This is a genomic window from Nonomuraea sp. NPDC050786, assembly GCF_040654115.1.
GTDB lineage: Bacteria > Actinomycetota > Actinomycetes > Streptosporangiales > Streptosporangiaceae > Nonomuraea.
In genome coordinates, this window is the sequence record NZ_JBFAHJ010000002.1 from 616,378 (window position 1) to 640,294 (window position 23,917).

26 protein-coding genes are annotated in these 23,917 nt (G+C 71.3%); 12 read left to right on the forward strand and 14 right to left on the reverse strand.

The genetic code is table 11. From position 1 onward, the window contains the following. The first annotated feature begins 33 nt into the window (after positions 1–33). The 3 genes from AB0H84_RS07240 to AB0H84_RS07250 all read left to right on the forward strand — a co-directional run bounded on the left by AB0H84_RS07240 (position 34) and on the right by AB0H84_RS07250 (position 2,822). Complete coding sequence (locus AB0H84_RS07240; protein WP_357599439.1) at positions 34–945, forward strand: SDR family NAD(P)-dependent oxidoreductase; 912 nt, start codon at positions 34–36, stop codon at positions 943–945. A 59-nt stretch (positions 946–1,004) separates the two neighbouring features. After that, positions 1,005–1,685, forward strand: a complete 681-nt coding sequence (locus AB0H84_RS07245) for an alpha/beta hydrolase (RefSeq protein ID WP_357599442.1) — start codon at positions 1,005–1,007, stop codon at positions 1,683–1,685. Positions 1,686–1,760: 75 nt separating this feature from the next. Continuing rightward, entirely contained in the window at positions 1,761–2,822 is a 1,062-nt protein-coding gene (locus AB0H84_RS07250; protein WP_357599445.1) for a hypothetical protein, read from the forward strand. 73 nt (positions 2,823–2,895) lie between these two features. Here AB0H84_RS07250 and AB0H84_RS07255 read toward each other — a convergent pair whose 3' ends face one another. Continuing rightward, on the reverse strand, positions 2,896–4,035 hold the full coding sequence (locus AB0H84_RS07255; RefSeq protein WP_357599448.1) for an NAD(P)/FAD-dependent oxidoreductase: 1,140 nt from the start codon (positions 4,033–4,035) through the stop codon (positions 2,896–2,898). Between the two features lie 162 nt (positions 4,036–4,197). Beyond that, positions 4,198–4,722 carry an N-acetyltransferase family protein gene (locus AB0H84_RS07260; RefSeq protein ID WP_357599451.1) on the reverse strand — a complete coding sequence of 175 codons (525 nt, stop codon included), beginning with the start codon at positions 4,720–4,722 and terminating at the stop codon, positions 4,198–4,200. A gap of 47 nt (positions 4,723–4,769) precedes the next feature. Here AB0H84_RS07260 and AB0H84_RS07265 point away from each other — a divergent pair, with 47 nt between their 5' ends. After that, the gene (locus AB0H84_RS07265; RefSeq protein ID WP_357599454.1) at positions 4,770–5,354 is read left to right on the forward strand and encodes an XRE family transcriptional regulator; all 585 of its coding nucleotides are present in this window, start codon (positions 4,770–4,772) and stop codon (positions 5,352–5,354) included. A 60-nt stretch (positions 5,355–5,414) separates the two neighbouring features. On the opposite strand, the gene AB0H84_RS07270 is transcribed toward AB0H84_RS07265, so the two are convergent. The 7 genes from AB0H84_RS07270 to AB0H84_RS07300 all read right to left on the reverse strand — a co-directional run bounded on the left by AB0H84_RS07270 (position 5,415) and on the right by AB0H84_RS07300 (position 10,908). After that, positions 5,415–5,678 (reverse strand): sigma factor, encoded by a 264-nt coding sequence (locus AB0H84_RS07270; RefSeq protein ID WP_357599457.1) that lies wholly within the window; start codon positions 5,676–5,678, stop codon positions 5,415–5,417. Then, a complete protein-coding gene (locus AB0H84_RS07275) occupies positions 5,678–6,601 on the reverse strand; it encodes a maleylpyruvate isomerase family mycothiol-dependent enzyme (protein WP_357599460.1) in 924 nt (307 codons plus the stop codon). The genes AB0H84_RS07270 and AB0H84_RS07275 overlap by 1 nt, the downstream gene beginning before the upstream one ends. Positions 6,602–6,729: 128 nt before the next feature. Further along, positions 6,730–8,346 carry an IS200/IS605 family accessory protein TnpB-related protein gene (locus AB0H84_RS07280; RefSeq protein ID WP_357599463.1) on the reverse strand — a complete coding sequence of 539 codons (1,617 nt, stop codon included), beginning with the start codon at positions 8,344–8,346 and terminating at the stop codon, positions 6,730–6,732. Positions 8,347–8,714: 368 nt separating this feature from the next. After that, positions 8,715–9,461, reverse strand: a complete 747-nt coding sequence (locus AB0H84_RS07285; RefSeq protein WP_357599466.1) for a hypothetical protein — start codon at positions 9,459–9,461, stop codon at positions 8,715–8,717. Positions 9,462–9,504: 43 nt separating this feature from the next. Next, positions 9,505–9,762: a hypothetical protein gene (locus AB0H84_RS07290; RefSeq protein WP_357599468.1), complete on the reverse strand. Its 258-nt coding sequence runs from the start codon at positions 9,760–9,762 to the stop codon at positions 9,505–9,507. A gap of 87 nt (positions 9,763–9,849) precedes the next feature. Next, complete coding sequence (locus AB0H84_RS07295) at positions 9,850–10,086, reverse strand: DUF397 domain-containing protein (protein WP_344985568.1); 237 nt, start codon at positions 10,084–10,086, stop codon at positions 9,850–9,852. Next, positions 10,087–10,908, reverse strand: a complete 822-nt coding sequence (locus AB0H84_RS07300; protein ID WP_357599680.1) for a helix-turn-helix transcriptional regulator — start codon at positions 10,906–10,908, stop codon at positions 10,087–10,089. 222 nt (positions 10,909–11,130) lie between these two features. Between AB0H84_RS07300 and AB0H84_RS07305 the strand changes: the two genes are divergently transcribed. Further along, positions 11,131–11,634 carry an ATP-binding protein gene (locus AB0H84_RS07305; protein WP_357599471.1) on the forward strand — a complete coding sequence of 168 codons (504 nt, stop codon included), beginning with the start codon at positions 11,131–11,133 and terminating at the stop codon, positions 11,632–11,634. A gap of 78 nt (positions 11,635–11,712) precedes the next feature. Further along, complete coding sequence (locus AB0H84_RS07310) at positions 11,713–14,133, forward strand: helicase-associated domain-containing protein (protein WP_357599474.1); 2,421 nt, start codon at positions 11,713–11,715, stop codon at positions 14,131–14,133. Here AB0H84_RS07310 and AB0H84_RS07315 read toward each other — a convergent pair. Beyond that, positions 14,117–15,127 carry an ABC transporter substrate-binding protein gene (locus AB0H84_RS07315; protein WP_357599477.1) on the reverse strand — a complete coding sequence of 337 codons (1,011 nt, stop codon included), beginning with the start codon at positions 15,125–15,127 and terminating at the stop codon, positions 14,117–14,119. The genes AB0H84_RS07310 and AB0H84_RS07315 overlap by 17 nt on opposite strands. An 87-nt stretch (positions 15,128–15,214) precedes the next feature. Between AB0H84_RS07315 and AB0H84_RS07320 the strand changes: the two genes are divergently transcribed. The 3 genes from AB0H84_RS07320 to AB0H84_RS07330 are packed head-to-tail and all read left to right on the forward strand — an operon-like array spanning position 15,215 to position 18,124. Beyond that, entirely contained in the window at positions 15,215–16,294 is a 1,080-nt protein-coding gene (locus AB0H84_RS07320; RefSeq protein WP_357599480.1) for an iron chelate uptake ABC transporter family permease subunit, read from the forward strand. Beyond that, positions 16,291–17,298, forward strand: coding sequence for an iron chelate uptake ABC transporter family permease subunit (locus tag AB0H84_RS07325; protein WP_357599483.1), 1,008 nt, complete (start codon positions 16,291–16,293; stop codon positions 17,296–17,298). Before AB0H84_RS07320 ends, AB0H84_RS07325 begins: the two co-directional genes overlap by 4 nt. Before the next feature lie 19 nt (positions 17,299–17,317). Next, complete coding sequence (locus tag AB0H84_RS07330; RefSeq protein WP_357599485.1) at positions 17,318–18,124, forward strand: ABC transporter ATP-binding protein; 807 nt, start codon at positions 17,318–17,320, stop codon at positions 18,122–18,124. Between the two features lie 12 nt (positions 18,125–18,136). Here AB0H84_RS07330 and AB0H84_RS07335 read toward each other — a convergent pair whose 3' ends face one another. Both AB0H84_RS07335 and AB0H84_RS07340 read right to left on the reverse strand, forming a co-directional pair. Continuing rightward, the gene (locus AB0H84_RS07335) at positions 18,137–18,736 is read right to left on the reverse strand and encodes a helix-turn-helix domain-containing protein (RefSeq protein ID WP_357599488.1); all 600 of its coding nucleotides are present in this window, start codon (positions 18,734–18,736) and stop codon (positions 18,137–18,139) included. A 45-nt stretch (positions 18,737–18,781) separates the two neighbouring features. Continuing rightward, complete coding sequence (locus tag AB0H84_RS07340) at positions 18,782–20,035, reverse strand: ArgE/DapE family deacylase (protein WP_357599491.1); 1,254 nt, start codon at positions 20,033–20,035, stop codon at positions 18,782–18,784. Positions 20,036–20,097: 62 nt separating this feature from the next. On the opposite strand from AB0H84_RS07340, the gene AB0H84_RS07345 reads away from it, so the two are divergent. Both AB0H84_RS07345 and AB0H84_RS07350 read left to right on the forward strand, forming a co-directional pair. Beyond that, a complete protein-coding gene (locus tag AB0H84_RS07345) occupies positions 20,098–21,018 on the forward strand; it encodes an endonuclease/exonuclease/phosphatase family protein (RefSeq protein WP_357599495.1) in 921 nt (306 codons plus the stop codon). A gap of 48 nt (positions 21,019–21,066) precedes the next feature. Next, a complete protein-coding gene (locus AB0H84_RS07350; protein ID WP_357599498.1) occupies positions 21,067–21,387 on the forward strand; it encodes a co-chaperone GroES in 321 nt (106 codons plus the stop codon). On the opposite strand, the gene AB0H84_RS07355 is transcribed toward AB0H84_RS07350, so the two are convergent. Then, the gene (locus AB0H84_RS07355; RefSeq protein WP_357599501.1) at positions 21,382–22,329 is read right to left on the reverse strand and encodes a hypothetical protein; all 948 of its coding nucleotides are present in this window, start codon (positions 22,327–22,329) and stop codon (positions 21,382–21,384) included. The genes AB0H84_RS07350 and AB0H84_RS07355 overlap by 6 nt on opposite strands. 53 nt (positions 22,330–22,382) lie before the next feature. After that, the gene (locus AB0H84_RS07360) at positions 22,383–22,838 is read right to left on the reverse strand and encodes a TIGR02611 family protein (RefSeq protein ID WP_357599503.1); all 456 of its coding nucleotides are present in this window, start codon (positions 22,836–22,838) and stop codon (positions 22,383–22,385) included. Between the two features lie 149 nt (positions 22,839–22,987). Between AB0H84_RS07360 and AB0H84_RS07365 the strand changes: the two genes are divergently transcribed. Beyond that, positions 22,988–23,896: an aryldialkylphosphatase gene (locus AB0H84_RS07365; protein WP_357599506.1), complete on the forward strand. Its 909-nt coding sequence runs from the start codon at positions 22,988–22,990 to the stop codon at positions 23,894–23,896. Positions 23,897–23,917 lie beyond the last annotated feature (21 nt).

Genomic DNA, 23,917 nt, shown 5'->3' on the forward strand with positions numbered 1-23,917 from the left:
CGAGTCCAGATCCCGGTCCCTACCGTTGCCGTCATGACACGTATGGGCACCCCGTTCGACGCCAAGACCACCGCCGCCGAGATCCTCGACGGCGTCGACCTCACCGGGCGGCGGATCATCGTCACCGGCGGAGCCTCCGGGATCGGCCTGGAGACCGTACGGGCGCTGCGGGGCGCGGGGGCCGAGGTCACCGTGGCGACCCGCAACCCCACGGTCGGCGGGCGGGTCCTGGACCTGAGCGATCTCGGCTCGGTGCGCGCTTTCGTAGCCGGCTGGAGCGGGCCGGTGCACGCGATCGTGGCGAACGCCGGGATCATGGCGCTGCCCGCCCGCCAGGTCGCCGCCAATGGCTGGGAGTTGCAGCTGGCGACGAACTTTCTCGGGCATTTCGCACTGATCACCGGCCTGCGGGAGAACCTGCGACAGGCCGGCGGCGCGCGGGTGGTCATGGTGAGTTCGGGCGCTCAGCTGCTGGCTCCGTTCGACTTCGACGATCCGCACTTCGAGCGCCGTCCGTACGACCCGTGGGTCGCGTACGCGCAGTCGAAGACGGCCGACGTGCTGCTCGCGGTCGGCGCCGCCCGGCGCTGGGCCGCCGACGGAATCACCGCGAACGCCCTCGAACCCGGCTACATCCACACCAACCTGCAGCGGCACCTCGACGACGACACCATGCGGGGATGGGGCGCGATGGACGACGAGGGAAATCTGGTGACCCCCGACTACTTCAAGACCCCGGAGCAGGGGGCCGCCACCTCGGTCCTGCTCGCCGGGTCACCGCTGCTGGACGGCGTCACCGGCCGCTTCTTCTCCTCCGACAACCAGGAGGCGGAGGTGGTGCCGGGCGGCCAGGGCGCGACCGCGGGCGTCGCAGCCTGGTCGGTGGACACGGCCGCCGCGGACCGCCTCTGGGAGTACGCGCTCACGGCGACAGCGGAGCGCTGACCGGCCGCTCACATCATGAAATATCCGATCTATCGCGTGAAGACCTTGGAGCACCCTTCATGACCACCGTGATGCTCGTCCACGGCGCCTGGCACCGGCCGGGCACCTGGGCGAAGCTCGAGACCGAGCTGCGCGCGCTCGGCCATGCCACGCGCACCCCGGCGCTGCCGAGCGCCGGCAGCCGGCCCACCGCCGGCATGCATGACGATGCCGCCGCGCTGGCCGCGGAACTGGCCTCGATCGCAGGACCGGTCGTGCTGCTCGGCCACTCCTACGGGGGCATCCCGATCACCGAGGCCGCCGCCGGAGCGGGCAATGTCGATCGGCTGATCTACCTCGCCGCCTACATGCCGGACAAGGGACAGTCGATGTACACCATCCACGGCATCCCCGATCCCGAAGACACGGACGGCCTGTTCCCGCTCATCGACGAACCGCGGACCTCGCTCTACGGCGACCTGCCCGTTGCGGAGGCCGAGCAGGCGGTGAGCACGTTGGTCAACCAGACCGTCCGATCGTTCGCGGAGAAGGTCGAGGCAGCCGCCTGGCGGAACATCCCGTCGGCCTGCATCATCACAGAGCAGGACAAGGCCATCCCTCCCGCACGGGCCATCCCTCCCGCACTGCAGGAGCAGATGGCGGCCCAAGCTGCCGAGATCCGCCGGATCCCCGGCGGTCATTCTCCATTTCTGTCGCAGCCACGCCGACTGGCCGCCCTCATCGACGAGATCGTCCGGTAACCGCCACTGGGGGCCCGGGGCGGTCCTACCATGATCAGCGGTAAGCCCCCCGTTCCGACAGCCAGGAGAGATCACATGCTCGGCCGTTTCACGTCCGGCCTGGTGAGCGCGCTCGTACTCGCCGCCACCGCCATCCCCACAGCCGGGGCCTCGGCTGCCGCGCCCCCGCCCCAGCCGACGAAGGGCACGTTACCTGGCGTGACGGTACGAACGGGAGACGGCACGGTCGCAAAGGGCCAGGCCGCGGTCGTCGCCGATCTGAACGGCCGCCCCGTCCAGCTCACGTCCTACACCACCACCGGCTTCCAGGCCGAGCGGAACCCGTTCACGCTGTGGGCATGGCAGCCGGACCGGCGGCGGTTCGTCAAGACCGACGACGGGGAGATCGCGGTCTCCCCCGACGGACGCTGGACGGTCGCGCACCGGAACCTCCCAGGAGAGCCGGGCAAGGACCGCCTGCGGATCACCGACCGGAAGACCGGCAAGAGCCGGGACATCGAGATCGGGCTCGCCGAGTACAGTCCCGTCAGCACCGACAACGGCGGCACCCAATATCCCCGGATGCGCTGGCCCCGATGGTCGCCGGACGGCAAGAAGCTGCTGTTCACCGTCGCTCTGGCCCGCCAGGACGACCGCTCGGCAGGAGTTCTGATCCTCGATCTGCCCGACTTCACGCCCCGCTTCATCAAGATCCACAAGGCGCTGGTCACCGTCGGCGGTTTCGAGTGGAACCAGGACGGCACCCGCTTCCTGGTCAGGCACGGCAGGCTCGGCACCACGACCGTCCGCCTCTACGACCTCCAGGGCAAGGCCACCAGGGAGTACCAGGTGCGCGGAAGGCCGGGCGGTGACGGGCGCGGCGTCTTCTCGCCCTCCGGCAAGCGGTTCGTCACCGCCTGCCTGCCGCTGGAGAAGGCCGCCTGCGTGTGGGACGCGGCGACCGGCAAGGCCGTCACGAGACTTCCCGTCGTCGCGGGCGCGCGTCCCACCACCCTCGGCTGGTACGACGAGAAGCACCTGCTCATCTCGACCGCGGCCGGCATCGGGATCATGGACCTGCGGGGCCGCGTCACCGAGACGCTGCTCAAGCTCGGCAGGAACTCCGAGATCTACCCGCACTTCGGCGCCCTCAGATGACCATGTGGCCCGCAGGCCGTCGTCGGCACGGGCCACAGCTCGGACGGCCCCGCGCGGCGGCTTCGTGGTGAAGTCACCGGCGCGGGCGATCGATCGCCGCGTCCACAAGCTGCGCGTCGACCGCCGGGAACGAACCGTCACCGAACAGGATCCCCGCCGCCAGGGCCCGGCCGGCACGACCGCGCAGCACGGCGACCGCCGCCTCCGCCGCGGCGGGGGAGCGGATGCCGGCGAACAGGCGGCGCAACCACAGCCGCCCTCGGAACCGGCTCCGCAGCGCGCCCCCGTCGTACAGACGCAGCATGCGCTGGTCACCGGTACGCAGGTACCCGGCGACGACCGCCGCGGCCAGCTCGGACATGCGTAAGCACGGGTCCAGCCCACCGGCCGTCAGCGGCGACACCGCGCCCGCCGCGTCCCCGACGAGCAGCCCGGCGGGGCACGCCAGCCGTCGCAGCACGCCGCCGACCGGGATCGGACCGCCTCGGCGCTCGACCGGACCGGCCGGCGGTGTTCGGCCGGGCGCGTCCGCGGCGAAAGCGTCCAGCAGGTGGCGGAGGCCGGTGCGCATCGCCCCCGGATAGCCCGCGACGCCTACGTGCGCGTGCCTGCCGTCGTCGATGACCCACCCCAGGTACCCCGGAGCGATCCGAGGGTCCAGCACGCAGTGGAACGCCGGGGTGGTCGTACCCGGCGCGACCGGATGGACGATCTCGGCACCGATAAGAAAGCGCCGGTTCACGTCGAGGCCGAGATCACGCGCCACCCGGGAGCGAGCGCCGTCCGCGCCCACGACGAACCGCGCCGTCACCGGTTCCGCTCCCGCGAACCGCACAGAACCCATCGACGCGCCGGCATACCGTACGCCCAGGAGCACCCGCGCCCCGGCCGACTCCGCCGCCCGCCGCGCATGCTGGTAGACGCCCGCCATATCGGCCACGCGATACTCGTCCCGCTCACTGGTCAGCCGGATCGGCGCCCGCCGCGACGGCGGATACAGCAGGACGTCCCGCACACCAGGCCCGAGCAGATGGCCCGGCAGGTCGAAGTCGTCAAGGGTGCGCCGCACGAAGATTCCGGTCGTGCGGATGCCCGCCGACAGCGACCTGCGGCGGTCGACCACCATCACATCCAGGCCCCGCAGAGCGAGCAGGCGAGCCGTACACAGGCCGGCCAGTCCCGCACCCACGACGAGCACATCCACTGTCCGCATATCTGGCGACGCTAGGAGCAATGCCCGGCCCGCGGGGCCGTCTGCACGCGACCCGACCACTACCTCTACACCGTCACCACACTCGCGGCCGTGACTTGCTCCGCCGCCGACGCCCTGAAGATCAGCGAACGGCAGCAGCGGGAGAAGGCAAGTTCAGTGGAGTCACCCGTCGTGGTCTGTGGTCAGGGCCCGCTGCATGAGCGCGGTGTCGATCCAGCGGCCGTGCTTGTACCCGACGCTGTTCAGCCGGCCGGCGGGTGCGAAGCCGAAACGCTTGTGCAGAGCGGTGGAGGCGACGCTCCCGGTGTCCGCGATGATGGCGATCATCTGACGCATGCCCGCCTGCGCGCACCGAGTCAACAACGCGTCGAGCAGCGCGCCGCCCAGACCTCGGCCTGTCTGGTCCGGGGCGAGATAGATCGAGTTCTCGACGGTGTGCCGATAGGCCGGCTTGGGACGCCATGGTCCGGCGTAGGCGTACCCGGCCACGTCACCGTTGAGGTCGGCGACCAGGAAGGGCAGGCCCTGCCCGGTCAGATCGTCGAGGCGTCGTTGCCACTCGGCGACCGTCGGTGGGGTCTGTTCGAAGGTGATCACGGTGTTCGAGACGTAGTGCGCGAAGATCTCGGCCACGACCTCCAGGTCCGCAGGAACGGCGGTGCGAATGACGACTTCGGGTACTGTCATGCGCAAACTCATTTCTCTATAGTGAAGCTTATTGGTATTATAGAGGAATGGTGGATCTGGCGGTATTGGGCGGACACATCCAGGCGCTACGGCACGATCGGGGCCTGACCCTGCAGCAGCTGGCCGAAGCAGCCGACGTGAGCCTGAGCATGCTGTCCTCGGTGGAGCGTGGGCAGAAGGCACCCACCATCGTGGTTCTCGCCCGCATCGCGGACGGCCTCGGCGTGCCACTCGCCGATGTCGTCGCCCCGCCGGGCGGCGGTCGGGTCATCGTGCGCCGTGCCGCCGGCCAGGACACCGTCGACGAGCCCGGAGGGTGGCGACGGACGGTCCTCACGCCGGTCGTCCCCGGCGTGAACTTCGAATGGATCCGCACGACCCTGCCGCCGGCGTGTGACGCGGGACGGTTCCCGGCCTACGCCCCGGGCTCCCACGAGTACATCGTCGTCGAATCCGGCACCCTGCGACTGACCGTCGCCGACGCGTCCGTCGACCTGAACGCGGGAGACTCGGCCTACTTCGCTGCCGACGTCACCCATGCCTACGCCAACGCGGGCTCCGGGACGTGCACGTACTACGTGGCCGCGCTGATCATGCGTCCCCGCACAGCCCAACCACGCACCCGCTCCTGATGATCGACGCATCCGATCCCGAGCCCCTCGGGGCTGATGACGGCCAGGGAGTCGGCACTGTCAGCCGACCTTCGAGCGCAGGGCCGACTCGTGCAGTGCCCTGCCGGCCAGCCAGCCGCGTAACGACCCGAGGGCCGGGTCGTAGGAGCGCGGCTCCTGCCACAGGGCGGCGAACACGTCCTGGGTGATCTCCTCGGCCTGCGCCCGGCTGCCGGTGACCTCGATCGCCACCCCGTACACGTACGGGCCGTGCTGGTCGTAGGCGCAGGCCAGGGCGTCGAGGTCACCGGCCGTCAGTCGCGTGCACAGCTCCAGGTCCGTCATCAGTCGCATCCCAGCGTGGCGGCGGCGCTGATCAGGTCGCGGGCGAGGGCGGCGTCGCCCTCGGCGGCGTACGGGAAGGAGTCGGGAGGCCATCGGCCGGCCAGCAGCCGGCAGAAGCCCACGGCGTCGGCCGAGAGCAGCACGGCGACGTGGCCGGAGGCGCGCGACAGCGGGACCGTCCAGGTGCCGCCGCCCGGACCGGTCAGCATGACGGTGGCGAAGACGCCGCGGCGCGGCTCCTTCAGGGCCCGCGGCAGCAGCGCGAGGCCGAACTCGGCGATCATGTGCACGTGCTCCGGGCGCGGCGGCGTCCGGGAGCGGTCGGTGGCCGCCCTGATGTCGTCGGCGTGCGTCCACGTCTCGAACGTGCGCTGGATCAGCGCCTGGCGCAGCGGCGCGCGGGCCGGGCGCGCCCCCGCCAGCGCCACCTCGACCCCCAGCAGCACCTCGCTGCCGGCGGAGAGGCGCTCGAGCAGGGACCCAGCCTGGTCGCGCCAGCGCCGGTGCGCCGGCGTCCCGCTCCCGCCCGGCACGCTCATGAAGCTCGTCATGGGCGTCCCGCTCCCGCCCGGCACGCCCATGAAGCTCGCCACGGTGGCGTCGTTGGCGGCCAGGTGCTCCACCAGTGCCCGCACGGTGCCGTGCCTGGCGATCGGAGCCTCCCACTGCGGCGCGCTCAGCTCCGCGAGCAGGTCCTCCATGAGCGCCACCTGCTCGGCGTACGGGACCGTGACGGAGGCCATCCCCATGACGGCCGGGCTGCGGCGGCGGCGCGCCATGGACAGCACCGCCTCGCGCAGCGTGGGCGGCGGCTCGGCGGCGGCGCCGGGCTCGTCGAGCAGCGCGATGGCCGCGGAGCAGTCAGGACATGAGGCGATGTGGTCGTCGGGGCTCTGCCCGTTGGAGAGGTACGCGTCCGTCATGGCCACCTCCGCAGCCGACGCTAACCGTTCCTAGTGACGTTGACCAGGGTTGGCCGGATCGTCATGAACCGGATTGGGTCCGGTGGTTCCCCGAACGGTCTTGGGAACCTGGAACAGCGCGAGCTTGGTCACCTCGGCCCCAGCAGGTCTTGCCGCCCGGGGGTGGGCGTGCCTGTGGTCCTGGGCGGGCTCGCGGTCCCGCACGCTCTCGGCACCGAGGCCGGGCTGAGTGGCCCGGAGGATGCGGCCAAGCCGGTAGCTCTCCGCGCCGCCATCCTCTGGTGGCGGGGGGTCACACCTGGCCGACGCCGTATCCCGTGCCCGAGAGCGCGTCGTGCGATCGCCACTGCGGCGGCGTGGTGCCGGGTGGCTTGGGCGGTGGACTGCTGCTGTAGGGGGCGTTGCCAGTACCGGCCACCCCACTTGCTGGTGTAGGCCGGATCGACCGCGACCACGAGCAGGCCACGGTGGTAGGCCATGCCGCGCAGCCGTTCGCGAAACCTGGCAGTGGGCAGACCGGCCACGGTGCGGCGGAATCTCTTGCCGCGCCAGCCGTGGCCCATGGTCTCCCGGCCGGTGGCGCGGGCGTCGACGAAACCGAGGTTCTCGATCGCGATCCCGGTGCAGCCGTGCCGTTCGGCCAGATCGAGCAGTTGGGTGATGGCAGCGCGCAGGCGGCCGTCGCGCAGGCTGGCCGGGCCGGACAGATGAGTAGGAATGGTGTGCGGCTCGCCGATCGGGTTGCCGTGGGCGTCCAGGACGCAGGCGGCCAGGTGGTCGGCGTTGAGGTCCACGCCTAGCATCCTGGTATCCAAGGTTGCCAACTCATCCGGTGACGGCAGTTGCGCCTTGTCGGCCGCCCATGAGGCGTCCAGGTACCAGCGGTCGCGGACGGGGTCGTAGATGATGTCGTAGCGAACGGCGCGGTGAGCTTCGATGCGATCCAGCCATTCGGCGCAGCGGTGGTGGAAGGTGACGGTGCAGCCCAACTCATACCGTCCACGAGGGGCGTTGGCCAGATGCCCCAAAGGCTGTGGCAGCACGATCGACACCGAGCCGTCGCCTGGGGTGACCGTGATGGTGTAGTTCCCCCATGGCGCACCGGATTCGCCGTCGGCGGTCAGAAACAGCCGAGCCGCGTCCCACCGGCGGCGCCATTCGACTGAGGTGAGGTGGGCATCCTCCAGGCGGTGGCGGACCTTGACCAGCCGCCGACCGCCGACCACGATCGCCGGCCGCCCCGCCTGGATACGCTGCTCAACGCGGGCCAGACGGGCCGTGAGAGCCTGCAGCCGGCGCTGTTTGTGCCAGCGTTCGTCCCGGTCAACGTAGCCGCGCACCCGGCCCTCGCGCTGCCCGCACTCGACAACCAGGCGCTTGCTGATCGCGGCGATGGCCCGGCGCAAGCAGGAGCGTTCGTCGTACAGGCAGCGCAGCGATATCTGATACTGATTCTCCGACGTCCGGGTGATGGCCCCTGCCCAGCGAGAGGAAGACAGTGCGGTGAGCTTCCTCTTCCGGTCCGCCCGCCGGTTCTCCTTGACCGTGACTTCACCGATGCGGATACGCGTGGCCAGATCGGCTCGCTGAAGGTGTCCGTTATGCGCGCCAACAGCGGTCAGCACCTTGGCGTCGGCTTCGGTGAGACGAAGGCGGTCCCTGATGCGAGCACCTGAGGGAGCGGCGACGGTGAAGGGAGCGGTCAGGGGACGCAGCCGATGCTTGTTCTGCTGGCGCTTGCCCACCTGCCAACCTCCTGACACTTTGCCGCCATGGACCCCTCGCTCGCTTCCTGTAGCCGAAGCGAAGCGCCCTGTAATTATTACCGAGCGCAACGGGAGCTTTCCACACTGTTTTCGAAATGACGATTCCCGCCCGACCCTGACCGGCGCAATCTCGTACGTGGACGAGCTGAGCTTCAAGTCCCCTTCGACCCACTGCCGACGCGATGACACCCCGGCCGTACAACCCACCGAGCCCGGCGCAGTCGCGGACCCCCACGACACCGGACCACAGCATCCAGATGACTCAGCCGAGAGGTCCCCCCGCCCGCCCGGCAAACGCCGATTGCCACGCCAGCGTGTAACGGCGCGGCATTCGCGCGATAAACGCGTCAACCTGGCGCCAGGCGGCAACCGGGGAACGGCGCCAGCAGCGTCTCACGCCAGGGGCCCTCGAGGTAGTCGCGAGCCCGCTTGCCCCAGTCCAGCAGCCGGGAGTCGGGCTCCACCTCGTCGTCGAGGCCCAGTGCGGCGTCGCGGGCGCGCTGGGTGGCCAGGTGGTCGTCGAGCGAGACGGCCCATACAGTGACCGCCTCGGTGTCGCAGAACAGCACCTCGTACAGGCCGACCAGGGTGTGGCCGTGCTCGGCGAGCAGCGGCGCGCGCTCGGTGCGGACCGCGTGGAGGTAGTCGAGCGCGGCTCCCGGGCGTACGCGGGCGCTCTCGAAGAGATAGAGCTCGGCGGCGGGCGCCTCGGAGAGCGGCGGGCAGCCGGGCGCGGCCCCGAGCGGCCGGGAGAACGCCGAGAAGCGCAGGTCGTCGATGTCGGACAGGAACAGGCGCTCGTCGACGCCCTGATAGATCTCCATCATCTGGCGCCAGCCGCCGTCCCACCCGCCGTGGCAGTCCCAGAGCGTGACGGCCTTGAACTGCGGGTGGCCGGTGATGCCGACCGCATAGAAGGCGCCCACGAGGTCGATCTCGCGGGACCTGATCGACATGCCGGAGGTGAGCGAGGGCGCGGTGCGGGACTCGTCCTCGCGCTTGTAGCGGGTCAGCCAGGTGAGGTACTCCAGCGGCCGCCTGGAGTTCATCGGCCGGAAGTCGACCTCTTCGAGCAGGTGGATCGCGCGCCGCACCACGCCTCCTCTACCAAGCGGTTGCTTGGCATGAGGATATCGATCAGGCCACCGCTTGGGAAGGTTGCGGGCCGCGGCCCGTGAGCCACTCCAGGACCTTGCGGTGCCCCGAGGCGGCGTCCTCGAAATGACCCCAGTGCCAGTAGCGCGGCTGGTCCCGGATGCCGGTCACCCAGGTGCGGTAGGAGACGGAGCCTCCCGTGGTGGCGGGCGCCACGCCGTATGTGCGGATCACGACCTTGCCGCCCGGCGCGAACAGCACGTCGTCGGCGATCGGATACAGGGTCATCTCGTCGAGCATGACCTGATCCTGCCGACAGGACGAGGCCGGGCGGTTACGGCTCCGGCGCGCCTCCGTTAAGCGGGCGCGCCGGAGGTTACAAGGCTGTTAAACGAGCAGGCCGTCGAACTCTCCGTCCTTCACCCCGAGCACCAGGGCCCGGATCTCGTCGCGGGTATAGATGAGGGCGGGGCCCTCGGGGAAGCGTGAGTTGCGCACCGCGATGCCCCCGTCGGGAAGCTCCGCGAGCTCCACGCAGTTGCCCTGCGAGTTGCTGTAGCGGCTCTTGCGCCACGCGACCTGCGTCAGGTCGGCCGCGGGCATGCCGTTGTAGGTCTGGTTCATCTACATCTTTCTGAGAAGACCGCCGATGAGCTCGACGGTGCCCCCTGGCGTGGTGCTCTCCACGCACAGCTGCTCCATGGCCGTGAGGTACGGATCGATGTCCTCACGCTTGTCCAGGTACAGGGCACCCCAGAGCTGCTCAACGTAGACAACGTCCGACAAGTCGGACTCGGGAAACCGCAAGATGCTGAACGCGCCCCCTTCAGCGGCATGCTTGCCGAACCTGAAGGGCATCACCTGAAGAGTGATGTTGGGAAGGGCAGCGACTTCCAGCAGATGCTGGAGCTGCTCGGACATGACCTCCCGCCCGCCGATGGTCCGTTTGAGCGCCGCCTCGTCGATGACGGCCCACAGCCGGGGCCCGTCCTTCTGGGTGAAGCGCTCTTGACGCTGCATGCGCATATGCACGCGGCGTTCGATTTTGTCCGGACTCAGACCGGGGTTGCCAAGCTGGAATACCGATCGCGCATACGAGGCCGTCTGCAATAATCCTGGCACGAACTGGACCTCGTAGGTACGGATCAGCTCGGCGGCCTCCTCCAGGCCCACGTACGTGGTGAACCAGGCAGGCAGCTCGGCCGAGTACTTGTGCCACCACCCGGGGGTGTTGGCCTCACGAACCATCTCCAGCAGGGCACGGCGCTCGGCATCGTCGACGACGCCGTACAGGGTGAGCAGGTCTTCCACGTCACGTGTCTTGAAGCCGACGCGCCCGAGCTCCATGCGACTGATCTTGGATTCGGACGCCCGGATATGGAATCCGGCCTGGGCCCGGTCGAGACCGCTCGCCTCACGCAGGCGCCTGAGACTCGCACCCAGCATGATGCGCCGAACGGTCGAGCCGGAACCGGGCGGATCAATGGACACGTGCTGCTCCTTGTTCGTTTCCTTGCGACTCAGTCTGTCACTTCACGGCCGAAAGATCATGGGCCGCGGACAAGATCCCCTTTCCCCCATATTGACCATTTGAGGCCAACCGTAGCGTGTGCACGGGGTGTCTGCACGTGCATTCGCTCTTGCACCTGCACGAGGATTTGTCGCAGAATGATCACCGTGCAATCCACCACGGCGCCCGGCCAGTGGACCACGTTCGATTGGTGGCCTCCGGTCGGCTGGTGGCCGGAGGCGGCTCGCGATCTGCTGGTCCCCGGCCCCTCCGCGAGCGCCACGTTCGTGCTCCCGCCCAGCCCGGCCTCGGTCCATTCGGCCCGCAGCTTCACCACGGGCGCGTTGTCGGGATGGGGCCTCGGCGAGCTGATCGAGAACATGGAACTGGTGGTCTCCGAGCTCGCCACCAACGCCCTGCGCCACGGCCTGCGCCTCGAAGAGGCCCACCGCACCTGCCCCGTCCACATGTCCCTGGTGCGCAGGGGCCCCCTCGTCACCTGCGCCTTCACCGATCCAGGCGCGTCGGTGCCGGTGCTGCGATACCCTGGCCCCCTCGACACCGGCGGCCTCGGACTCCACATCGTCGAATCCCTCAGCCACCGCTGGGGCTGGTCCGCACTTGCACCTCACGGGAAGATCGTCTGGGCAGTCCTCTCCTGACCGGGGGTGGTCTGCATTACCGTGGATGCTCATGGCTCACGGTGAGTCCCACGCGCGACCCCATGAGAGTGCTGACAGATGAAAGATCACCTGCTCGGCTGGCTGCGAACACTCGACGAAGACAGACTTGGCCGCGTCCTGGCCAACCGGCCCGACGCCATCGCCGCGCCCTGGCCGCGGCGGCTCGACACCCTGGCCCAGCGCCTGGGCAACGGCTTCGCCGTGATGGAGACCCTGCGCTGCCTGCCGCTGCCCTGCCTGCAGCTGGCCGAGGCGGCCCTGGCCATGACCCGCCCCACGCCCGAGCGGCTGGCGCAGTTCGTCGACGCGCCGCTCGAAGAGGTGACCCCCTGGCTCGAATACCTGTACGACCACGCGCTGGCCTGGCCGGACGACGACGGCGTCATCCACCTCACGGAGGGCGTCGCCCGCTGGTGGTCCGCCCCGCTCAGTCTGGGCGAGCCGCTCGACCACTACCTCAACTCCTGGTCGATCGGCAACGACGCGCTGCACGCGCTCGCGCGCAATCTCGGCCTGTCCACCGAGGGCAACAAGCGCCGCGTCATCGCCCGCGTCACCCAGGCGCTCGGCGACCGCGCCCGCGTCAGCGCGCTGGTGCGCGGCGCGCCTGACGGCACGGTCCCCCTGCTCGACCGGTTCGCCTGGCAGGGCCCCGCGCTGAACGTCGACGGCGGCCGGTTCGTCACGCCCGGCACGCCGGAGAAGTGGTGCGCCGACCACGGCCTGCTCTTCCGCCCGAGCTGGCACGTCGCGGAGATACCCCGCGAGGTGGCCATCTGCCTGCGCGGCCCCGGCTACCACCCGGCCTACCGGCCCGAGCCGCCCGAGGTGGCGACGATCCCCGTCGACCCCGAAGAGGTCGACCACCTGATGACCCTGGCCGCGCCCCACGTCGTCGAGCGGTGCGCGGCCCTGCTCGACAACACCGCCAAGACGCCGCTGCCGCTGCTCAAGACGGGCGGCGTGGGCGTGCGCGAGGTACGCAGGATCGCCAAGGAGACCGGCTGCGACGAGGACGAGACGCGGCTGCTGCTGGAGGTCTGCGCGGTGGCCCGGCTGCTGGCCTGGGACGAGCCGTCGGGCGGCATGATCCCCACCGACCGGTTCGACCGGTGGCGGCTCGACGAGGGTTCGGCGCGGCTGCGGGTGCTGCTGGCGGCGTGGTGGCGCATGGAGCGCTCGTCGCTCCGCAAGATCGACGGCAAGTACGGCACCGTGCTCCGCGACGACCCCTCGGGCAGTGCGGTGGCCCGGATCCGCAGGGCCGTGCTGTCGGCCCTGGCCGACCTGCCGGCGGGCACCGCGTTCGCCGACCGCGACAGCCTCGTGGCCAACGTCCACTGGCACACGCCGCTGCTCGACCTGGAGCTGCTGGTGGCGTGCGCGCCGGCGGTGCTCGACGAGGCCACGCTGCTGGGGCTGCTGGCCAACAACGCGATCACCGACCTGGGCCGGGCGCTGGCCGGGCTCACCGCGAAACCGGGCGACGAGAACGACGACGCCGTCCCCATGGTCGAGCACGACCCCGTGCTGGCCGAGGTGGCCACCAGGGCGCTGGCGAGCGTGCGCAGGAGCGCGCTGTTCGGGCCCGACCTGACCGCGGTCGTGACCGGGCCGCCGTCGGCGGAGCTGGCGGCGCTGCTCGACCGGGCCGCCGAACGCGAGTCGCGCGGCGCGGCCTCGGTGTGGCGCTTCACGACCGAGAGCGTGCGCCGGGCTCTCGACCACGGCTACGACGCCGACGACCTGCTCGACGAGCTGGCCGCGGTCGGCACGATCCCGCAGCCGCTGGAGTATCTCGTACGCGACACCGCGCGCAGGCACGGCGAGGTCACGGTCACCACTGTCGGATGCGTCATCCAGGCCGGCGACCCCGCGCTGCTGGCCGAGATCGCGGCGCACCGGCGGCTGGGCCGGCTCGGCATCCGGCTGCTGGCGCCCACGGTGCTGGTGAGCGCGGCGCCGGCCGAGCGCACGCTGGCCGCGCTGCGGGAGGTCGGCTACTCTCCCGTGCCCGTCTCCGACACCGGCGAGATCACCGTCCACCGGGCCAGGCACGAGGAGCCGCAGGGCGGCAAGCTCATCCTGCTGCCCGGGGGCCGGGTGGCCGAGCTGTCGGAGTTCCCCGGCATCACGGAGATGGACCCGCTCCCCTACCTGCTCGCCGAGCCGACGCCCGACCCGTACGAGCATGCCCGCCGCCTGATCGAGGCCGGCCGCTCCGACGACGAGACGAGCGGCCGCACGTGGGCGATCATCGGCAGGATGGCCACCAGGCTGCCGACGGCGCAGCAGTCGCTGCTCGGCTTCGTGGTCGACCGGGGCGTGCGCGCCGGCATCACGCTGACCGACGGGCTGACCGCCACGATCAGCCACGGCGAGCTCAAGGGCGGCGCGCTGGACGCCTGGTGCGAGGAGGCAGGCGACTACCTGGAGTTCCCCCTCGCCGAGATCGTCGAGGTCAGGGGAGCTCTTTAGCCTTCTTCAGGTTGGCCACCAGGCCCTCGAGGAAGGCCGCGTAGCCCTGATAGCTGTAGGGCGCCTCGGCGTTCCACGGGTAGAGCTGGCCGGCCTTGACCGCGGGGAGCTTGGCGAAGGTGGGCTTCTTCAGCATCTCCTCGGGCTTGAGCGACTGGGTGCGGGTGTCGTACAGGATCACGTCGGCGTCGTACTCGTCGGCGTTCTCCCAGCTCAGCGTCTGGAAGAAGCCGCCCTCGTCCACCTTGGCGGGCTTGACCACGTCCAGGCCCGCGTTCATGAGGTGCACGATGTCCGGGTACTCCGGCGGGTTGACCACCCACATCGCGTCCGGGCCGCCGGACATCATGAGGATCTTGAGGTTCTTGAACCGGGCGAGCTCCTTGGTGGCGGCCTCCATGCGGGCCTTGGCCTCGTCCACGCCCTCCATGCTCGCGCCCAGTGATCTGGCCAGCTCCTCGTACTTGCCGATCACCTCGGTCGCGCTGCGGCCGGTGAGCATGATGCCCGCGGTCGGGGCGACCTGCTCGATGGTCTCCTTCGACTTCTCCGGCACGTACCAGAGGGTGCCCTTGATGTACATGCTGCTGACCAGGAGGTCGGGCTGGAGCGAGATGTACTTCTCGACGTTGAACTCGTCCCAGACGTTGCCCAGGCCCTCGACCTTGGTGATGTCCACGTTGCCGACCTGGGGGTCCTTCGCGCCGTCCTTGAGCTTGTGCGGGCCGAAGACGGCGACGGGGCGCACGCCGAAGTCCCACAGGGCGGCCGCGGCGCCGACCTGGGCGACGATCCTGGAGGGCGCCTTGGGCTGGTCGATCTTCTTGCCGCGGTCGTCGATGAACGTCCAGGCCTGAGCCGCGGAGCCCGATGCGGTGGGGGCGGCCGTTCCCGTGGTGGTCGACGCACCGCCGCACGCCGTCAGCGTCAGGGCCGCCGCGAGGCCTGCGGCGGACGCCAGGAAGCCCCTGCGAGCCAGTACCGGTCCCGACATGTTCATCTCCTAAGGTTAGGCTTGCCTTGCTATCGGGTCATTAGATTAGCCTTGCCTAAGTTTGACCGCTACGAGAGGGGGAGTCGGGTGCGCCCGGCTGAGCAGAGCGCCGGTGTCGGGGAAGCCGAGCCGCCCTTCGCCGTCGAGGGCGGCGGGCGCGCGGCGCGGGGGCGGACCGCCGCGCTGGCGGGCGGGCTCGTGGTCGCCGTGGCGGTGCTCGCGCTGGTGGCGATGGCGAGCGTGGCGCTCGGGGCGCGGTCCATGGCGTTCTCGACGGTGATCGACGCCTTCCTCGCCCCGGACGGCTCCGGCGACCACACGGTCATCCGCGAGCTCCGCGTCCCGCGCACGTTCCTCGGCCTCGGCGTGGGCGCCACGCTGGGGCTGGCGGGCGCGCTCATGCAGAGCCTCACCCGCAACCCCATGGCCGACCCCGGCCTGCTGGGCATCAACCAGGGCGCGGCGCTGGGCGTCACGCTGGCGCTCGGCCTGTTCGGGCTCTCCGACCCGGCGGTCTACGTGTGGTTCGCGTTCGGCGGGGCCGCGCTGGCCTCCGTCGTCGTCTACGCCCTGGCCTCAGCGGGCCGCTCGGGCTCCAGCCCCGTACGTCTCGCGCTCGCCGGCGTCGCCCTCGGCATGGTCTGCACGGCGGTGGCCTCGGCCATCCTGCGCATGGACACGCGGACGTTCGACCGGATGCGGTTCTGGCTGACCGGGTCGCTGGCCGGGCAGACGGCCGACACGCTGGTGCGGCTGGCGCCGTTCATGGTGGCGGGGCTGGCGCTCGGCCTGCTGCTGGCCCGTCCGCTCAACATGCTGGCCCTCGGCGACGACGCGGGCAAGGCGCTGGGCGTGGCCGTGAACCGTACGCGGATCCTCACCGGGGTGGCCGTCACGCTGCTGTGCGGCGCCGCCACCGCGGCTGCGGGGCCGCTCTGGTTCGTGGGGCTGATCGTGCCGCACGCCGTCCGCGCGGTGGTGGGGCCCGACCAGCGGTGGGTGCTGCCGTACTCGACGCTGGCCGCGCCGGTGCTGCTGCTGGGGGCCGACGTGGTGGGCCGGGTCATCGCCCGGCCCGGAGAGGTGCAGGTGGGGATCGTGTGGGCGGTGATCGGTGCGCCGATCTTCATCGTGCTCGCCAGGCGGAAGCGGGTGGCGGCGCTGTGACCGTCCGCGTCGGCCCCTGGTCCGTACGGCTCGCGCCCCGCGCCCTCGCCGTCAGCGCGGCCCTCGTCGTGATCGCCTGCGCGGTGACCGTGGCGGCCGTCTCGACGGGCGAGTTCACGGTTCCCGTGCCCGACATCGTCTCCGCGCTCTTCGGTCAGGGCACGCCGGTCGCCGAGCTGATCGTCGGCAAGCTCCGCGCCCCTCGCGTGGTGACGGGGCTGCTGGTCGGGGCGGCGTTCGGGGTGAGCGGCGCGATCTTCCAGAGCCTCACCAGGAACCCCCTGGGCAGCCCCGACTTCATCGGCCTCACCGCGGGCGCCTCGACGGGCGGCATCCTCGCCGTGGTCGCGGGCGGCTCGGCCATGACGATCGCCGGCGGCGCGCTGGCCGGGTGCGTGGTGACGGCCGCGCTGGTGTACGCGATGGCCTTCCGCGGCGGCGTGCAGGGCTACCGGCTGGTCCTGGTCGGCATCGGGGCGAACGCGCTGCTGCTGGCGGTCAACTCGTACCTGCTGACCAGGGCCGACATCAACGACGCGGCCACCGCGGGCGCCTGGCTCACCGGCAGCCTGAGCGGGCGCGGGTGGGACCACGCGATCCCCGTGGCGCTGGCGCTGGCCGTGCTGCTGCCGGTGTGCGCGTTCGTGGCGCGGCCGATGCGCATGATCGAGATGGGCGACGACGCGGCCAAGGCCATGGGGATCAGGGTCGAGGTCGTGCGCGCCGCGGCGATCACGGCCGGCGTGCTGCTGTCCGGGGTGGCCACGGCCGCCGCCGGGCCCGTCGTCTTCGTCGCGCTCGCCGCACCCCAGCTCGCCCGGCGGCTCACCCGCTCGGCCGGGGTGACGATGGGGGCCTCGGCGCTGATGGGGGCCGTCCTGCTCACCGCCGCCGACCTGGCCGCGCAGCGTGTGCTCGCCCCCACCCAGCTGCCCGTCGGCGTGCTGACCGCCGCGATCGGCGGCACGTACCTCGCCCTGCTCCTGCGAAAGGACCGCCACTGATGACCAAGGACACGTGCTGATGGCCACCGCCGCCCGGCTGTCAGGCACCGGCCTCACCCTCGCCTACGACCAGCGGGTCGTGGCCACCGGCCTGAGCGTGACGATCCCCGACGAGTCCTTCACCGTGATCATCGGCCCGAACGCCTGCGGCAAGTCCACCCTGCTGCGCGCCCTGGCCCGGATGCTCAAGCCGAAGGCCGGCGCGGTGCACCTGGACGGCAGCGTGATCACGTCGCTGCCCTCTAAGGAGGTGGCGCGGCGGCTCGGCCTGCTCCCGCAGAGCTCGATCGTGCCGGACGGGATCACCGTGGCCGACCTGGTGGCCCGGGGCCGCTACCCGCACCAGCGGCTCATGCGGCAGTGGTCGCGCGCCGACGAGGCGGCGGTGGCCGAGGCCATGCGCGCCACCGACGTGGCGGAGCTCGCGGAGCGCATCGTGGACGAGCTGTCGGGCGGGCAGCGGCAGCGCGTGTGGCTGGCCATGGCGCTGGCCCAGGAGACGCCGATCCTCCTCCTGGACGAGCCGACGACGTTCCTCGACATCTCCCACCAGATCGAGGTGCTGGACCTCTGCGCCGACCTGCACGAGACCGGCCGCACGATGGTGGCCGTCCTGCACGACCTCAACCAGGCCTGCCGGTACGCGACCCACCTGATCGTGATGCGGGCCGGCGAGATCGTCGCGGAGGGGGACCCGACGGAGATCGTCACGCCGGAGCTGGTGCGCCGCGTCTTCGACCTGCGCTGCGAGATCATTTCCGACCCGCAGACCGGCACCCCGCTCATCGTCCCGGAGGCGCGCCGCCGCGTGCCCACCACCACCTGACCCCGGTGCCCCTCAGAGGCCGGTGGTGAGCGCGGTGGCGAGCGTGGTGACGGCGGCGACGGCCCGGGCCTGACCGCAGGTGTCCTTCAGGACGCCGGCGGCCTCCGCGCCCATCGCGGCCAGGAGCGTGTGGGACAGCGCGTCGGCGTCGCAGCGGTGGCGGGCCTCGGCCAGCAGGAGCGCGACGTGCCGGTGCCAGAAGCGGTAGGCCCCGATCCGGTAGCGCGCCCCCGGGCTGGCGGTCTCCGACATCCGCACCAGGTCCAGGTGGGCGAAGAGGTACTCCAGGTAGGCGGCCACGAACGCGGTGAGGCGTTCGGCGGCCGGAGCGCCGGGGCCCAGGGGCGGCGGGCCGGAGAGGATGCGCTGCTGGAGGTCGCGTTCGCGGGAGTCGAGGAGCGCCACCGCGAGGCCCGACTTGTCGCCGAAGCGGCGGAAGAGCGTGCCCTTGCCCACGCCGGCCTCCGCCGCCACGGCGTCCATCGAGACCGCCTCCACCCCGTTCTCCGCGAACAGCCGGGCGGCCGCGGCCAGCACCTTCTCCCGGTTGCGTGCCGCGTCCGCCCGCTCCTTCACCGGGCGGCCCACCAGAAGCTCCAGCGACTCAGACATGATTCGGACTATAGTCCAGTTCAGCGCCCACGAGCACAGGTGAGCTCAATGTGCTCCGCAGCGGCGCACGGCGAGCAGTGCCAGGGCCCGCGTGACCTCGCGCAGCTCCCTCAGCTCGACCTGCTCCCTGGGGGCGTGCGCGAACCGCACGTCGCCGGGCCCGTAGTGCAGCGTCGGGATCCCGCCGGCCGCGTACAGCCGCAGGTCGCTCCCGTACGGCGCCGCCGACTCTGCCGGCCGCGCGCCCGTGACGTCGGCGACCGCCTGCCCGACCTCCTCCAGCAGCACGTGGCCGGCCGGCAGCCGGCCGCTGGCGAACTGGCCGCCGGGCCAGGTCACCACCGGTGGGTTGGCGCGCAGCCAGGGGTGCGCGACGGCCGCGACCGCCTCCTCGAACGCGGCCCGCGCCGCCGCCGGCTCCTCGTCCAGCCGCACCCCGAGCCGCCCCTCGGCGATCAGCAGGTCGGGCACCGTGCTGGCCCAGTCACCGGCGCGCACGGTGCCGATCTCGATCGGGTACGGCAGCTCGTTGCCCTGGAAGAGGCCGGGGACGTCGCGGTTGCGCTCGGCCTCCAGCCGCCTGACGGCCTCGAAGACCGGCCAGAACACCTCGACCGCGTTGACGCCCTCGTACCGCGTGGCCCCGTGCGCCGCCCGTCCGGCGATCTCCAGCCGGAACGTCAGCGCGCCCGCGTTGGCCGTGATGACGGCCCCGCTGGTCGGCTCGGTGATGACCGCGGCCTCCGCCGTGTGCCCCCGGTCCAGGGTGGCGAACGCGCCGAGCCCGCCGTCCTCCTCGCTGATCACGCAGTGCACGGCCAGCGGCCTGGCCAGCCTGATCCCGGCCTTCCTGATCGCCCGCGCCACGGCCAGGTTGGCGACCAGGCCCGCCTTCATGTCGCAGGCCCCCCTGCCGTGCAGCACGTCGCCGCTGATCCGGGCGGCGAACGGGTCGCTGCCCTCCCATTTGGCCAGGTCACCGGTGGGAACGACGTCCACGTGACCCTGGAGCGCGAGCGCGGGCGGCCCTTCGCCCCCGGTGACGGCCACGACGCCGTACCCCTCGCTCCTGGGCGCCTCCGTCCCGGGGAAGCCGGGACGGCCGGTCAGGTCGGCGAGGTCGAGCTTCCAGACGTCCACGTCCATGCCCGCCTCGGTGAGCAGGCGGGCGAAGCGGTGCTGCAGGTCGGACTCGGCGTCGGTGCCCGTGACGCTGGGGACCCGGACGGTCTCGGCCAGCATGCTCACGGTCTCGGCCTCGTCGATGGCGTTCAGGACCCTGGCTTCCACGTCGCGCATGGCGGACAGCCTCTCATGAACTCGAACCGGGCTTCGCGGCGATACAGGGTGTGCGGACATGGGTGAGCTGGATTCTGGTGGCGCCGTTCGCGGCGTGGGCGGTGGTGCGGCTGAGCGGGTTCGAGCCGGACTGGCCGTGGGTGCCGATGGTGGCGTACACGCCGTACGCGGCTCTGGCGACGGTGCTGATCCTGGTGCTGGCCTGCCTGCTCCGGCGGTGGGCGGCCGGAACGGTCGCGCTCGTCTCGGCGCTGGCGCTGATGCCGGTCCTGCTCCCCCGCGCGCTGGCCGACGGCAACCCCGAGGCCGGCGGGCCGGCGCTGCGGGTGCTCTCGGCGAACCTGCTGGTGGGGCGGGCGGACACCGAGCAGCTGATGGCGCTGGTCACCGGCCTGCGGCCGGACGTGCTGACGTTGCAGGAGTTCACGCCGGAGGCCATGCGGCGGCTGGACGAGGCGGGAGTGCGCAAGGTGCTGCCGTACGCCGTCACCCGCCCGCTGCCAGGGGCCGGCGGGTCGGCCGTGTACGCCCGGCACCCGCTGAAGGCCGGTGAGACGATCAAGTACGGCGGTTTCGGGCAGGCCAGGGCCTGGCTCACGCACCCCGGCGGGGAACGGGTGGAGATCGTCTCCGTGCATCCGTGCGCGCCCAAGCGGATCGGGCGGCAGCCGTGCTGGCAGGCGGGCCTGGCGGCGCTGCCGCGCGCGGGCAAGGAGCTGCGGGTACTGGCCGGCGACTTCAACGCCACGCTGGACCACCTGGCCGTCCGCGAGCTGCTGGCGAGCGGCTACCGGGACGCGGCGGACGTCATGGGGCGGGGGTTCGTGCCGACCTGGCCGCAGGAGGGCTCGGACGCGAACGTCCCCGGCGTGCCGATCGACCACGTGCTGGCGGATCGGCGGATGGCGGTGCGGGACTTCGAGGTGCTGTCGCTGGGGCACACCGACCACCGGCCCGTGTTCGCCGAGATCAGGCTGCCGTGATCGCGCTCGCGGAGTGCCGCGCGCGTCGCGACTCGTAAACTTGTGGGCGTGGTAGAGCCCAAGTTCGAGATTCAGATGCTGCACGACCGGGTCATGATCAAGCTGGAGCCGGAGGCCGAGGAGCGGCGCAGCGGCTCCGGCATCGTCATTCCGGCGACGGTCAAGATGGCCAACCGGCTGGCCTGGGGCGAGGTCTGCGGCGTCGGCACGAACGTGCGCTCGGTCAAGGTGGGCGACAAGGTGCTGTTCAACCCGGAGGACCAGTTCGAGGTCGAGGTGCACGCGCAGATCTATCTCGTGATGCGCGAGCGCGACCTGCACGCGGTGGCCACCCAGGAGACCGACCACGGCACCGGTCTCTACCTATGACACCCGGATGAACGAGAGCCAGAGGTCCGAGGCCCACGCGGTGCGCGGCACGTCCGCCAGCACGCGCGTCACCTTGCCGTTCAGGTCGAGCACCGCCAGCCGGTAGGCCGTGCCGCGCGCCAGGACGGCGATGACGTGGCTCTCGTCCCACCAGCCGAAGAGCGCCTCGGGCCGCGCGTTGACGCGCTGGGCGATCCTGCCGGTGACCGGGTCCACCAGGCAGACCTGCTCCTTGACGCGTGACGGGCACCACGTGGTCAGCCGCCTGCCCGACGGCGAGAACGAGTCCTCGGGGCCGGTCGGCAGGCCGACGCCCACGTAGGTGCGCATGACCGCGCCGTCGGAGGCCCGGTAGACGCGCAGGCCGGTGCCGTACATGGAGATCAGGTTGCCGTCGGGGCTCCACCAGAAGCCCGCGTTCCGGCTCAGCCCGGTGACCCGCACCGTGCGCGCGCTCTTGGCGGCCACGTCCACGACCGTGAAGCCGAGCACGCGCCACCTGCCGCTCTCCTTCTGCTCGACGGTGAGCGCGACGCGCTTGCCGTCGCGCGACCACGAGGCGTAGGAGGCGGTCATCGGCCTCTTGACCGTGCGGATCCGGGAAGAGGCGCCGGTGGTGCGGTCGGTGACGATCAGGGAGTCGTAGCCCGACCGGTACGAGCGGGGCACGCCTGCCGTGAGGCGGCCGCCGGGCGAGACGGACACTTCGGAGAGGGACTGCTCCCAGGCGAAGGCGTCGCCGGTCGCGGCTCTGAGGTAGGTGCGCTTGGTGCCGAGGCCGTAGGCGGCGAGACGTACGGGATCGCCCGTTTTTTCCTGATATTTCATGCCAGCGGTGGCGGGGAGCGCGAGGTCGGCCCGGGCCGCGACCGAGAGCGTCGCCGGCCCCGCGTAACCCCCGGGGAGCGTCATGGACAGCGCGATGGCGATTTTGGCGATCACGCCCGCAGATTAGACAGGAACGTACGAAATTTCGGGCGCTATGCCGACCGGGTCTAGATGTAACGCCGGGCGATCTCGATCAGGTCGATGCCGAGCGTACGCAGGCCGAAGTAGACGATCACCCCGGCGACGGCCACCGTCACGATGAGCACGACGACGCGCACGAGCCAGCCCTGCCGCTTGTACCACTCCATCCAGGCGTGCAGCGTGCGCTTGCCGAAGTCGAGCAACCGGCGCGCCCAGTGGAACTCCACGGCCAGCACCGCGAGCCCCGCGAACACGACCGCCCACCCCGGCCCGGGGAACGGCACCATGATCAGCCCCGCCACCACCATGAGGGTCCCGATCACGCCGAACACGATCTTCAGCGTGAGCGCCCCCGTGCGCGTGGACCTGATCCCGTCGAGCCACCCCTGGAGGCCCGTACGGCGCCCGGGCATGCTGGAGCGGTCGGCGGCCTCACCCTTGATCATGTCGGCGTCGCCGGTGTCGGAGTCCTGAATCTGCACAATTCCCCCCGGCAGTCGGTATGCCACCCAGGATACGGCGCGCCACCGGGTGGCCACTTGCAAGCGACTAGCAGAGCAGCAAACCCGCCAGACGGTAAATTTTCCACCTGACCGGAACGTCGTCCGGCAAACATCGGTTAATGTCTGATATGCCCGAGGTCTTGCTCCGTACCGTCACCGGCCCTGTACGCGCGGCCGCCATCACCGGTGCCGTGCTCCCCCATGAGCACCTGCGTACCGACATGCGCTGGGCGGTCGGCATCGACTCCGACCCGTACCGCTGGCTCGACGAGGAGCACGCCGTCACCGCCGAGCTCCGCGAGCTGCGCCAGTCCGGCGGGCTCGGCCTGGTGGTCGATCTGACCTGCATGGGCATGGGTCGCGACGCCGCCGCCTTGGCCCGCATGGCGGCGGGCAGCCGGGTGCCGGTGATCGCCTCGACCGGGCTGTTCGCGGAGCCGTTCACGGACGTCGGGGACGCGGACGTGGACTCGCTCACCAGCCGGCTGATGGACGAGATCGTCAGCGGCGCGGACGACATGGGCGTCTTCCCCGGCGTGATCGGCGAGGTCGGCTCCTGGGGCGCCGAGCCCACGCCGCGCGAGGAGCGCTGCCTGATCGCCGCCGCCCGCGCCTCCCTGAAGTCGCGCCTCCCCGTCGCGACGCACGGGGCGAACGCCCCGGCGCTGCTGGAGATCCTGCTCGGGCAGGGCCTGCCGGGCTCGCGGGTGGCCGTCGGCTACGCGGGCGCCGATCTCGGGGCGGCCAGGAAGATCGCCGAAGCCGGCGCGTACGTGAGCCTGGGCCTGCTCGGCCTCGGCCCGGACCAGGCGGCCAGGATCGCGCTCGGCCTCATCGAGGACGGCCACGCGGACCGCCTGCTGATCAGCTCGGGACTGAGCCGGGTGGCGCAGCTGCGCAAGTATGACGGGCCCGGCTACGCCCACCTGTTCGACGCCCTGCTGCCGCGCCTGCGCGAGTCGGGCGTCGGCGACGAGACGATCGGCCTCATCACCCACCAGAACCCGCTGCGCTGGCTCACCGACGGGCTGACTTGACCTCAACCAATGTCAAGGTTG